Source organism: Bradyrhizobium sp. HKCCYLS3077, from assembly GCF_051167555.1.
Classification (GTDB): Bacteria; Pseudomonadota; Alphaproteobacteria; order Rhizobiales; family Xanthobacteraceae; genus Bradyrhizobium.
Genome location: NZ_JBNPTH010000001.1, coordinates 405,243 through 416,834 on the forward strand (window position 1 = coordinate 405,243; position 11,592 = coordinate 416,834).

General features: G+C 65.5%; 10 protein-coding genes. 6 read left to right on the forward strand and 4 right to left on the reverse strand.

Going from position 1 to position 11,592, the window contains the following annotated elements:
* The first annotated feature begins 271 nt into the window (after window positions 1–271).
* Window positions 272–1,735 (forward strand): extracellular catalytic domain type 1 short-chain-length polyhydroxyalkanoate depolymerase, encoded by a 1,464-nt coding sequence (locus tag ACQR0Z_RS01815; RefSeq protein WP_434917494.1) that lies wholly within the window; start codon window positions 272–274, stop codon window positions 1,733–1,735.
* A 366-nt stretch (window positions 1,736–2,101) separates the two neighbouring features.
* On the opposite strand, the gene ACQR0Z_RS01820 is transcribed toward ACQR0Z_RS01815, so the two are convergent.
* On the reverse strand, window positions 2,102–2,770 hold the full coding sequence (locus tag ACQR0Z_RS01820; protein WP_434876211.1) for an MBL fold metallo-hydrolase: 669 nt from the start codon (window positions 2,768–2,770) through the stop codon (window positions 2,102–2,104).
* Window positions 2,771–2,902: 132 nt separating this feature from the next.
* On the opposite strand from ACQR0Z_RS01820, the gene ACQR0Z_RS01825 reads away from it, so the two are divergent.
* Entirely contained in the window at window positions 2,903–4,501 is a 1,599-nt protein-coding gene (locus ACQR0Z_RS01825) for an alpha-amylase family glycosyl hydrolase (protein ID WP_434917495.1), read from the forward strand.
* Window positions 4,502–4,726: 225 nt separating this feature from the next.
* Here the strand turns inward: ACQR0Z_RS01825 and ACQR0Z_RS01830 are convergent, their stop codons facing one another.
* Window positions 4,727–6,460 (reverse strand): alpha-amylase family protein, encoded by a 1,734-nt coding sequence (locus ACQR0Z_RS01830; RefSeq protein ID WP_434917496.1) that lies wholly within the window; start codon window positions 6,458–6,460, stop codon window positions 4,727–4,729.
* A gap of 121 nt (window positions 6,461–6,581) precedes the next feature.
* On the opposite strand from ACQR0Z_RS01830, the gene ACQR0Z_RS01835 reads away from it, so the two are divergent.
* Window positions 6,582–7,064 (forward strand): MmcB family DNA repair protein, encoded by a 483-nt coding sequence (locus ACQR0Z_RS01835; protein ID WP_434917497.1) that lies wholly within the window; start codon window positions 6,582–6,584, stop codon window positions 7,062–7,064.
* 212 nt (window positions 7,065–7,276) lie between these two features.
* Complete coding sequence (locus ACQR0Z_RS01840) at window positions 7,277–7,642, forward strand: hypothetical protein (protein ID WP_434876207.1); 366 nt, start codon at window positions 7,277–7,279, stop codon at window positions 7,640–7,642.
* A 61-nt stretch (window positions 7,643–7,703) separates the two neighbouring features.
* On the opposite strand, the gene ACQR0Z_RS01845 is transcribed toward ACQR0Z_RS01840, so the two are convergent.
* The gene (locus tag ACQR0Z_RS01845; protein WP_434858192.1) at window positions 7,704–8,258 is read right to left on the reverse strand and encodes an ActR/PrrA/RegA family redox response regulator transcription factor; all 555 of its coding nucleotides are present in this window, start codon (window positions 8,256–8,258) and stop codon (window positions 7,704–7,706) included.
* A 175-nt stretch (window positions 8,259–8,433) separates the two neighbouring features.
* On the reverse strand, window positions 8,434–9,795 hold the full coding sequence (locus ACQR0Z_RS01850) for an ActS/PrrB/RegB family redox-sensitive histidine kinase (protein ID WP_434917498.1): 1,362 nt from the start codon (window positions 9,793–9,795) through the stop codon (window positions 8,434–8,436).
* Window positions 9,796–9,893: 98 nt separating this feature from the next.
* On the opposite strand from ACQR0Z_RS01850, the gene ACQR0Z_RS01855 reads away from it, so the two are divergent.
* A complete protein-coding gene (locus ACQR0Z_RS01855; RefSeq protein WP_434917499.1) occupies window positions 9,894–10,685 on the forward strand; it encodes an ABC transporter ATP-binding protein in 792 nt (263 codons plus the stop codon).
* On the forward strand, window positions 10,682–11,494 hold the full coding sequence (locus tag ACQR0Z_RS01860; RefSeq protein WP_434876204.1) for an ABC transporter permease: 813 nt from the start codon (window positions 10,682–10,684) through the stop codon (window positions 11,492–11,494). Before ACQR0Z_RS01855 ends, ACQR0Z_RS01860 begins: the two co-directional genes overlap by 4 nt.
* Window positions 11,495–11,592: the final 98 nt, after the last annotated feature.

Sequence of the window (11,592 nt, forward strand, 5' to 3'; positions counted from 1 at the left end):
GTTGCGCGAGCGTCACCGCTCATCCTCATGGCGATTCCGAGCATGTCTGGTTCGCATTTTGGTGAGCCTTGCGTGAAGCGCCGCGTCGGCGTGGCATTTTGATCGCAGCAACACCGAAATTCGCAATCAAATTACCGGCGTCCGCGTTTGCGCGGGCTTTTTCTTTTGCACTGCAGCAACCATCTGGGTGATGGTGGAGTTTGATCTGCTGAACTGAAGACGTGACTGCCCAAGATTTGACTGCCAAGACCTGACTGCCAAGGAGCTGCCGTTGTCCCTCGCTGAAAATGTTGAGTATTTGCGACGGCTGCGCGAGCTGAAGGGCATCACGGGGTTCGGTGATCTCCAGCGTCCGGCTCGGCCGGCGCCGGAATGTCCGCTGGTCGAGGTCGAGAGCTTCGGCAGCAATCCGGGCCGGCTGAAGATGTTCGCCTATGTGCCGGCGCAGCGCCAGCCGCTGCTGCCGCTCGTGGTCGTGCTGCATGGCTGCGGACAGGGCGCGGCCGACTATGATCTCGGCGCCGGCTGGTCGACGCTGGCGAAGCATTTCGGCTTCGCGCTCTTGATGCCCGAGCAGCAGCGCGTCAACAATCCGCAGCGCTGCTTCAACTGGTTTCAGTCCGAGGATATCGCGCGCGGCCAGGGCGAGGTGGCGTCGATCCGCGAGATGATCGCGCGGATGGTGGCCGATTGCGCCATCGACGAGCGGCGGATCTTCGTCACCGGACTTTCGGCTGGCGGTGCGATGACGATGGCGATGCTGTCGGCGCATCCGGAACTGTTCGCGGCCGGCGCCGTCATCGCGGGCCTGCCGTTCGGCACCGCGCGCAACATGCGCGACGCCATCCTGCAGATGCGGATGCCGCCGGCGCGGCCCGCAGGCGAACTCGGCGACCTCGTGCGCCGCGCCTCGAACCATCATGGCAAATGGCCAAAACTCTCGGTGTGGCACGGCACCGCCGACTACACCGTGCATCCGGGCAATGCGGGCGAGATCGTCAAGCAATGGCTCGATCTGCATCATCTGCCGCTGGCGCCGATGGCGGCCAACGATGTCAATGGCTATCCGCATGAGCAGTGGTGGAATGCCGACGGCGAGACGATGGTCGAATCCTACACCATCACCAACATGGCACACGGCACGCCGATCGGAATCGCCGCCAACGACAAGCGCTACGGCAAGGCCGGGCCGTTCCTGCTCGAGGCCGGCATCTCGTCGTCCTATCTGATCGCGAAGTTCTTCGGCGTGACCGACTGGATCCGGCAGCCGAAGCCGGCGGTGACCTCGCCGAGCACCAAGCTCATTCCCGAGGTGTCGCCGATCGCAGCATTGCCGGTGCTGACCAAGATGCTGCGCCGTCCGGAAGATGCTCAGGCAGCCGAGCCGGCGGAATCCAAGGCAGCGCCCGAGGCCGTCAAGCCAGCCAAGCCCGCGCGCGCCAAGTCGAACCGCGTGGCGAGGCCGCCGAAGCGCAAGGTGGAGCCTTCCACCGGAGCGCCAGGCGAGATCAAGCCGCTCAGCGCAACGCCGGCCGACGCCCCAGCCGACGTGAAGCCGCTCGTTGCCAAGCCAACGGTGGCCAAGGCCGTCGACATGACGCCGGCCGATCCGCCGGTCATCGCGGTGAAGGCACCGCCGATTCCCACGGCGCCATCCCCGCAGGCGAAGCCCCGTCGCGTCATCGACGTTGCCGCCGTGATCGACCGCGCGCTGAAGGCCGCGGGGTTGAAATAAGCGGTTGTTGCGAGCGCCTTCGCCCCTCGCAGAAGGAGGCCGGTGTACGCAAACATCTCGAAGCGGCAGCCGTTCACTTCAAGGCACGGACGGTGTGCTCCCTCTCCCCGTCCTTCACGGGGCCGCGACGAGCTTTGCTCGCGCTGAGAGGGTTGGGGTGAGGGGCAGCCACACCCACCGACCCCGCGGAGAGTCCCCCTCACCCGGATTGCATCTTTCGATGCAATCCGACCTCTCCCCGCCCTAGCGAAGCTTCGCTTCGCCCTGGCGGGGCGAGGTAACGTCCGTCGCAGCGGATGAGTGCTTACGCTAGCCCGTTCGGGAGAGGTGAAGCGCCAACGATTGGCGGAATGAACTCGCTCGAGTTTACGCCATCCCGGTGAGGAACGGGTTGGTCATCCGCTCCTGGCCGAAGCTCGAGCCGGCGCCGTGGCCGCAGATGAAGCCGACGTCGTCGCCGAGCGGCAGCAGCTTGTCCTTGATCGAGCTGATCAGCGTCTCATGGCTGCCGCCGGGCAGGTCGGTGCGGCCGACCGAGCCGTTGAACAACACGTCGCCGACATGGGCGAAACGCATCTGCTTGTTGAAGAACACGACGCTGCCGGGCGAATGGCCGGGGCAATGCAGGATGTCGAAGACGAGCTCGCCGATCTCGACGGTGTCGCCTTCCGCGAGCCAGCGGTCCGGCGTCACGTCGCGCACGCCCGTGATGCCGAAACGCTTGCCGCTCTCGACGACGTTGTCGAGCAGGAACTTGTCGGCGATATGAGGGCCCTCGATCGGCACCTTCAGCTGTTCGCGCAGATCGGCGGCGCCGCCGACGTGATCGATGTGGCCATGGGTCAGCCAGATCTTCTCGACGGTGACCTTGGCCTGCGCGATCGCCGCCTGGATGTTCGGCACGTCGCCGCCGGGATCGATCACGATCGCCTTCTTCGTGGCCTCGCACCACAGGATGGTGCAGTTCTGCTCGAATGGCGTGACGGGCACGATCATCGCGCCGGCCTTCGCCTTGGTCTGGTTCTGTTCGCTCATGCCGCCAGCATGCCGATTTTTCGCAATGCGCCAAGCGAAAAAGTCTCGCGGCGGACGGCGCGGGACCGCCTTGTGAACCCGCCGCCTGTTCCTGCGTTGGGCCGCACGGTTGCAAGCAGAAAGCGGTTCGAGATGGCGGAGCAGGGCATCTGGTGGCGCGAGGGGATTTTCTACCAGATCTATCCGCGCTCGTTCCAGGACAGCGACGGCGACGGGGTCGGCGACCTCACCGGCATCATCCACCGCCTGCCCTATCTGATGACGCTCGGCGTCGATGCGATCTGGCTGTCGCCGATCTTCACCTCGCCGATGGCCGATTTCGGCTACGACATCGCCGACTACACCGGCATCGATCCGCTGTTCGGCACGATGGAGGATTTCGATGCGCTGGTGAAGGCCGCGCATGAGGGCGGGCTGAAACTGATCCTCGACCTCGTGCCGAACCACACCTCCGATCAGCATCCGTGGTTTCTGCAGGCCCGGCAGTCGCGCGACGATCCGCATCGCGACTGGTACATCTGGCGCGATCCTGCTCCGGGCGGCGGCCCGCCGAACAACTGGCTGTCGGAGTTCGGCGGCAGCGCCTGGCAGTTCGACAAGGAGACGGGGCAATACTACTACCACGCCTTCCTGGCGCAGCAGCCGGACCTGAACTGGCGCAATCCGGCGGTGCGCGCGGCGATCTACAATGTGATGCGGTTCTGGCTGCGCAAGGGCGTCGATGGCTTCCGCGTCGACGTGATCTGGCACCTGATCAAGGACGCCGCGTTTCGCGACAATCCGGCCAATCCCGACTATCACGGCGGCCGGCCGCCGCATGAGCAGATCATCTCGCGCTACTCCGCCGATCAGCCGGAGGTGCACGAGGTCGTGGCCGAGATGCGCGCCGTCGTCGACGAATTCGAGGATCGCGTGCTGATCGGCGAGATCTACCTGCCGCTCGAACGGCTGATGACCTATTACGGTAAGGATCTCGGCGGCGCGCATTTGCCGTTCAATTTCGCGCTGCTGTCGGCGCCATGGCACGCGCGCGAGATCGAAGCCATCATCGCCGGCTACGAGGCGGCATTGCCGGCTGGCGCCTGGCCCAACTGGGTCCTTGGCAATCACGACCGGCCACGGGTGGCGAGCCGGGTCGGGCCTGAGCAGGCGCGGGTCGCGGCGATGCTGCTGTTGACCCTGCGCGGCACGCCGACGCTTTATTACGGCGACGAGATCGGCATGCATCAGGTGCCGATCGCGCCTGAGCAGGTGCGCGACCCCTTCGAGAGGAACGTCCCCGGCATCGGCGTCGGCCGCGACGGCTGCCGCACCCCGATGCAGTGGAGCGCGTTGCCGGGGGCAGGCTTCACGAATGCGTCACCGTGGTTGCCGGTGGCGGATGACTTTACGCACGAGAACGTCGTCAATCTCACTGCTGATCGGCGCTCGATCCTCAATCTCTACCGTGCGCTCATTCGCTTGCGGAAAACGCACCGCGTGCTCGTCACCGGCAGCTACCGGCCCATCGCGGCGCAGGGCGACCTGCTGCTGTATCGCCGCGAGGGCGACGGCGAGGTTCTCACCATCGCGCTCAATCTCGGCGATGAGCCGGTCTCGATCGCCACTGAAGGCAACGGCCTCGCCGGCGCGATCCTGCTCTCGACCTGGCTCGACCGCGACGGCGAGCGCATCGACGGCACGCTGGATCTGCGGGGGAACGAGGGCGTGGTGATCGGGCGGGCGATGTAGCTCGCTTGTTGTGGCTGCGGGGCCGATCGTCGCTGTTAGACATTGTTGTGCGACGGCGGCTCCTTGCACTGGCTGTCGTCCCAGGCTTGACCCGGGACCCATAACCACAGGCAGCCGCTTGAGGCAGGATGGCAACTCCGAGCCGTCGCCACACGACCGCCTGTGGCTATCGGTCCGGGGTCAAGCCCGGGACGACACTGAGTTTGACGAGGCCATGTGGTCAATTCAGCGGCGGCGTGGCCGTGCTTGCCGTGCCTTGCCGACCTTCCGCACCCGCTTCGCCGGGCTCGCCGTCTCGATATCGCTCCGCCGCAGCAGATAGTCCAGGCCGCCGACGCGGTACCAGCGGTAGCCGTAGGGCTCCAGCACCAGGGTGTGGCGGCCGCGCTCGTCGGCGTGGCTGTGATCCTCGGACAGGAGATTGATCAGCAGCTTGCCGGTGTTGTCGGGCAGGCCGACGTCGAAGCTGATCTCGCGCGGCTTCTCATCGAGATTGTGCACGAACAGCACTGAATTGTTGCGCCAGTCGTAGCGCATGATCAGCACGGCCGGATCCTTGGTCGCGATCACGGCAAAATCGCCCCAGCCAATTTCCGGCACCTCCTTGCGCATGCGGATGATGCGCTCGGTCCAGTTCAGCATCGAATTCGGATCGCGGCGCTGCCTGGCGGCGTTGACGTGCTCATAGCCATAGGGGCCATGGTCGATCACCGGCGAGACGGAGGTCTCGCTCTTGGTGAAGCCGCCATGCGGCTCGGTCGACCATTGCATCGGCGTGCGTGCGCAGTTGCGCTCAGGCAGGCTGAGGTCGTCGCCCATCGCCAGCTCGTCGCCGTAGCGGATGACGGGCGTGCCGGGCAAGGTGAACATCAGGCTGTAGGCGAGCTCGATGCGGCGGCGGTCGCCGCCGAGCATCGGCGCCAGTCGCCGGCGGATGCCGCGGTCATAGAGCTGCATGCTCTTGTCCGGCCCGAACGCTGCGAACACCGCGTCGCGCTGCTGTTTTGTCAGGCGTCCGAGATCGAGCTCGTCGTGATTGCGCAGGAACAGGCCCCATTGCGCCGAGGCCGGCCGCGGCTTGGTCGCCTGCAGCGCTTTCGCCAGCGGCCGCGTGTCAGACGCCGCGAGCGCATAGAACAGATGCTGGTTGACGTGGAAATTGAACATCATGTGCATGCGGTCGCCGTCGTCGCCGAAATACTCCATGTCTGTCTCGGGCAGCACGTTGGCCTCGGCCAGGATGATCGCCTCGCCCTGGCGCCATTGCAGGAATTCCCTGAAGGTCCGCAGCATGTCGTATTGCTCCGCCGGCTTCTTCACGTCGGCGCCCTTGGTCGCGATCACGAACGGCACCGCGTCCATGCGGAAGCCGGAGACGCCGAGCTGGATCCAGAAGCCCATGATCTTCAGGATCTCCGCCTGCACCTCCGGGTTCGAGGTGTTGAGGTCGGGCTGGAAATCGTAGAAGCGATGGAAGTAGTACGCGCCCGACTGCTTGTCGCGTGTCCAGGTCGTCTTCTGCACGCCGGGAAACACCATGCCCTTGTCGGCATTGGCGGGCTTCTTGTCCGACCACACGTACCAGTCGCGATAGCGCGAATCCTTGGCGCTGCGGGCGTCGATGAACCACGGATGCTGGTCGGAGGTGTGGTTGACGACGAGATCTATGATCACGCGGATGCCGCGCTGCTTGCAGCCATGGGTGAACTGCACGAAATCGCCGAGCGTGCCGTAGCGCGGATCGACGCCGTAATAGTCGGCGACATCATAGCCGTCGTCGCGCTGCGGCGAGGGCTGGAACGGCATCAGCCAGATCGCGGTGATGCCGAGCCCATGCAGATAGTCCAGCCGCCGTGTCAGCCCCTTGAAGTCGCCGATGCCGTCGCCGTCGGCGTCCATATAGGTGCCGACCGACAGGCAGTAGAAGACGGCGTTCTTGTACCAGAGGTCATCGATCATGGACGGCGCTCTCCTTGCGCCGCCCAGCCGGCGGCGTTTGTTTAAGCGGAAGGCCGCCGCCGGGTTCCCGTTCCGCATGCGAGCGGTGCTGTCGGACGGCAGAATCGGCTATGCTCCGTCCATGGACTCGTCAGCCGCCCGGATCAGCCTCGTTCCCATCGACCGCCGCCAGTCGGAGACGGCGCTGGCGATCGCGCGCGGCACGTCGCGGCTGCTGCGCTCGCTCGGCTTCGCCGCGGTCAGCGAACTGCCGTTGCCGTCCGGACGGCGCGCCGATCTGGTGGCGCTGAACGAACGCGGCGAGATCTGGATCGTCGAGATCAAATCGTCGCTGGAGGATCTGCGCGCCGATCATAAATGGGAGGAGTACCGCGTCCATTGCGACCGGCTGTTCTTCGCCTTCACGCAGGACCTGCCGTGCGAAATCTTTCCGCCGGACACCGGGCTGATCGTGGCGGATGCCTATGGCGCCCATCTGCATTGCGAGGCGCCCGAGCACAAATTGCCGGCCCCCACGCGCAAGCAGATGACGGTGCGTTTCGCGCTGGCTGCTGCCCAGCGGATGAACCGCTTGATCGATCCGCAGGGGCACGCCGGCGACTGAGTTCCGGGTGGCGCCCGGGCGTCTTCGGGCCGAGTTCGAGATCCGGTGCCGCGCGAGCCCCCCGGCTGACCAGCCGCAGCGGAGCGATGTCCTTCCGATCCAGGTCGAATTCCCGACTTTGCCCGAGAATTGCCCCGCATGGGGCGCAACATCTCGCAATAGTTTTAACACGCGAGCGGTATCCAGCCCAGGGGTGGAGAGATGGACGACAGATGCGACGGGTGGTCTTGGCGTTGACACTGCTCTTCGTGACGGGAGCGCGCGCGGAGGAGGTGGCGTTCTACGTCCTCGGCGTGGGCGCCGATTCCTGCGAGCGCTTCATCCTTGCCGCCGAAGAGCAGCCGCCCGGCACCTACAAGGCGATCGGCAACGCCGACGGTCCCTATGTCAATGCGATCTCGAAATATCAGCAATGGATGATGGGCTACGTCTCAGCCGTGAACGTCGGTCGCGGCGACGAGGGTCGTCAGATCAAGCTCGACCTCACCGAGATGGACAGCTGGATGCGAAACTGGTGCAGCCGCAACCCGCGGCGCACGGTGTTCCATGCGCTGCAGGCGTTCGTGAAGACGCACTGAGCAGGATCCGGAAACCTAAAAATGGTTTCCGAAGAGACCATGCCCCAAGTGGGTGGCGCCGCTACTTCGGCGCGCGCTTCGCCAGGATGCGCTGCAGGGTGCGGCGGTGCATGTTGAGCCGGCGCGCGGTCTCGGAGACGTTGCGGTTGCACATCTCGTAGATGCGCTGGATGTGCTCCCAGCGGACGCGGTCGGCGGACATCGGGTTCGACGGCAGTTCTGACTTCTCGCCGGTGGTTGCGAGCAGCGCGGCGACGACATCGTCGGCATCCGCGGGCTTCGCGAGATAGTCGACGGCGCCCATCTTCACCGCGGTCACCGCGGTGGCGATGTTGCCGTAGCCGGTCAGCACGATGGCGCGGGCTTCGGGCCGCTTGCGCTTCAGCGCCGACACCACGTCCAGGCCGTTGCCGTCGCCAAGCCGGAGGTCGACCACTGCGAACGCGGGCGCCGACTTGCCGATCTGTGAGATGCCTTCCGCCACGCTCTCGCAGGAGGTGACGGTAAATCCGCGAGTCTCCATGGCGCGCGATAGCCGCTCCAGGAACGGCTTGTCGTCCTCGACGATCAGGAGAGAGCGGTCCGGGTGGTTCGTCAGTTCGGCGATGGCGCCCACGGTCATATCCTTGAGAAGAAGGCTCGATGTTGCGAGACGATCTGTCATAGGTGACATATGGGCCCTGCATGGCTCGCTGCCAAGATCGCGGGATGCCGCAGTCTGCGGCGTGACGCCGCGCGTTCCGGCAGATCTCCGGTGTTCCGTATGCCAGCCGCCAGCCCCGAGGGTCCAGCTACACCGGCTCGGCCTCGTCGCCATCCTCGCTGGCCTCGAACCGCCGTCGCGGCCAGACGACCTGCACCACGGCGCCATGGTCCGGGAAGGTGCGGTTGGTAAACGAGACCTTGGCGCCGGTCCGCTCCAGCAGGGTGCGGGCGATGAACACGCCGAGTCCGAGGCCGCCGCCCTGATTGCCGCTCTGGCCATCTTCGCCGCTGCGCCGGCGCGACAGATACGGCTCGCCGATGCGCTTGAGGATGTCGGGGGCGAAGCCCGGGCCGTCGTCCGAGATCACGATCTCGACAGTCTCGTTGTTCCACCAGGCGTTCACCTCGACGGCATTGCGGGCGAAGTCGACCGCATTCTCCAGGATGTTGCCGACGCCATAGAGGATGGCCGGATTGCGCGAGCCGACCGGCTCCTTGGATGCGGCGACGGCTACCCGCACCTTGATGTCGACGCCGAAGTCGCGATGCGGAGCGACGGTCTCCTCGATCAGCGTCGACAGCTTCATGCGGTCATACATCGAGCCGATCGACGACAGCTGGGTGATCTTGCCGAGAATGTCGCGGCAGCGCTGGGCCTGCTCGCGCAGGGTCCTGATGTCACCCGTCACCTGGCTGTTGTCCTGCAGCGCCCGCTCCAGCTCGCGCGAGATCAGCACGATGGTCGCGAGCGGCGTGCCGAGCTCATGCGCCGCGGCGGCCGCGAGTCCGTCGAGCTGGGTGAGATGCTGCTCGCGCGCCAGCACCAGCTCGGTGGCGGCCAGCGCGTCCGACAGCTTGCGCGCCTCTTCGGTGACCTGGAAGGCGTAGAGGCTGGTCACGCCGATCGCCAACGCGATCGAGAGCCAGACGCCGAACAGGTAGATCGGCGGGAAGATCAGCGGCTCCTCGCCCTCCCAGGGCAACGGCAGATGCATGAAGAACAGCGCGGTGGCGCAGGCGACCGCGAGCAGTCCGAGCATGATCGTCAGCCGCACGGGCAGGGCGGTGGCGGCGATCAGCACCGGCGCCAGGAACATGTAGGAGAACGGGTTCTCCAGCCCGCCGGTGAGATAGAGCAGCACCGTCAGTTCGATGATGTTGAGTGCGAGCAGCCCGGCCGCATGCGGCGGCTCCAGCAGCTGCATCGGGTTGAAGGTGATCTGCAGGCCGAGATTGAGCAGCGCCGAGACGCTGATCACGGCAAGGCATGGCACCACCGGCAGGTCGAACTCCAGCCCCTGCACCACGATGAAGATCGCGCTCAATTGACCGAGGGCGGCGAGCCAGCGCAGCCGCAGGATCGTGTCGAGCCGGACGCGCTGGCGCGGATGGCGGTAATCCGTGTCGGGCGTGTCGATGATCAGGGCATCGGTCATGGCGTCGGTCATGGTCGGGAACTTAAACCCGCGCAGGCGTGGCGACAAATCAGCCGGGCCGTTGGTGGCCTGTTGCGGTTTGCGGCACAATGCCTCAATGAACTCCCGACATGATGCAAGATGACGCAGCGCCGACGCCTTCGTCGGCTTCGGGTTCAGGTTCGCCGGCCATCGCGGTGTCGAGCCTGACCAAGATCTACAAGACGGCGACCGCCGTCGACGGCATCTCCTTTGCGATCCCCCGCGGCAGCATCACCGGGCTGCTCGGCGGCAACGGCGCCGGCAAGACCACGACGATCGCGATGATCATGGGCCTGGTGCAGCCGACCTCCGGCACCGTCGAGGTGCTCGGCCACACCATGCCGGGCGAGGCTGCGTCCGTGCTCGGGCGGATGAATTTCGAGAGCCCCTATGTCGACATGCCGATGCGGCTCACGGTGCGGCAGAACCTCACCATCTTCGGCCGGCTCTATGCCGTCGATCACCTCAAGGAGCGGATCGCCGAGCTCGCCGCGCAGCTCGACCTGACCGACTTCATCGACCGCGCCAATGGCAAGCTCTCCGCCGGGCAGAAGACGCGGGTGGCGCTCGCCAAGGCGCTGATCAACGATCCGGAGCTGCTGCTGCTCGACGAGCCGACCGCCTCGCTCGATCCCGACACCGCCGACTGGGTGCGCGGCCACCTCGAACGCTATCGCAAGCGCCGCGGGGCCACGATCCTGCTCGCGTCGCACAACATGCTGGAAGTGGAGCGCCTGTGCGACCGCGTCATCATCATGAAGCGCGGGCGGATCGAGGACGACGACAGCCCGGCCCAGATCATGGCGCGCTACAACCGCACCTCGCTCGAGGACGTCTTTCTCGACGTCGCCCGCGGCCGCGACCGGGAGGCGGCACAATGAACGATCTGTCCTTAGCGATTGCGCCGCATCGCATCGGCGCGATGGTCCTGCGCTACTGGTATCTGCTGCTGTCGTCGTGGCCGCGGCTGTTGGAGCTGATGTACTGGCCGACCCTGCAGATCATCACCTGGGGCTTCCTGCAGACCTACATCGCCAGCAATGCCGGGTTCTTCGCCCGTGCCGGCGGCACGCTGATCGGCGCCGTCATCCTGTGGGACATCCTGTTCCGCGGGCAGCTCGGCTTCTCGATCTCCTTCCTGGAGGAGATGTGGGCGCGCAACATCGGCAATCTGATGATGAGCCCGCTGACCCCGATCGAATTCCTGCTGTCGCTGATGGCGATGAGCCTGGTCCGGCTCGCCATCGGCATCATCCCGATGACCCTGATCGCGGTGTGGTTCTTCGACTTCAACTTCTACAGCCTCGGCCTGCCGCTGATCGCCTTCTTCTGCAACCTGATCTTCACCTCCTGGGCGGTCGGCATCTTCGTGTCCGGCCTGGTGCTGCGCAACGGGCTCGGCGCCGAGAGCATCGTCTGGACGTTGATGTTCGCGCTGATGCCGCTGGCCTGCGTCTATTACCCGGTGCAGGTGCTGCCGCACTGGCTGCAGCTCGTCGCGTGGTCCTTGCCACCCACTTACGTGTTCGAGGGCATGCGCGCGCTGCTGACCGATCACGTCTTCCGGACCGACCTGATGCTGACCGCGCTCGGGCTCAATGCCGCCCTGCTGTTGGCGTCGTTTGCGGCATTCATTGCTCTGTTACGCAGCGCGCGCCGCGCCGGCTCGCTGCTGTCGTCAGGCGAATAATTGCGTTTTCCCGTGGATTTTCGGGCTCATTTCGCTGCTTTCAGGCACCAACTCGTAACACACCGCATTGACGCTTAATTACGCATTCGGCAGTATGC

Bases quoted from the DNA above. Each gene is read 5' to 3' on its own strand.
- ACQR0Z_RS01820 (WP_434876211.1), bottom strand. From the start codon at position 2,770: ATGAGCGAACAGAACCAGACCAAGGCGAAGGCCGGCGCGATGATCGTG.
- ACQR0Z_RS01825 (WP_434917495.1), top strand. From the start codon at position 2,903: ATGGCGGAGCAGGGCATCTGGTGGCGCGAGGGGATTTTCTACCAGATC.
- ACQR0Z_RS01830 (WP_434917496.1), bottom strand. From the start codon at position 6,460: ATGATCGATGACCTCTGGTACAAGAACGCCGTCTTCTACTGCCTGTCG.
- ACQR0Z_RS01835 (WP_434917497.1), top strand. From the start codon at position 6,582: ATGGACTCGTCAGCCGCCCGGATCAGCCTCGTTCCCATCGACCGCCGC.
- ACQR0Z_RS01840 (WP_434876207.1), top strand. From the start codon at position 7,277: ATGCGACGGGTGGTCTTGGCGTTGACACTGCTCTTCGTGACGGGAGCG.
- ACQR0Z_RS01850 (WP_434917498.1), bottom strand. From the start codon at position 9,795: ATGACCGACGCCATGACCGATGCCCTGATCATCGACACGCCCGACACG.
- ACQR0Z_RS01855 (WP_434917499.1), top strand. From the start codon at position 9,894: ATGATGCAAGATGACGCAGCGCCGACGCCTTCGTCGGCTTCGGGTTCA.
- ACQR0Z_RS01860 (WP_434876204.1), top strand. From the start codon at position 10,682: ATGAACGATCTGTCCTTAGCGATTGCGCCGCATCGCATCGGCGCGATG.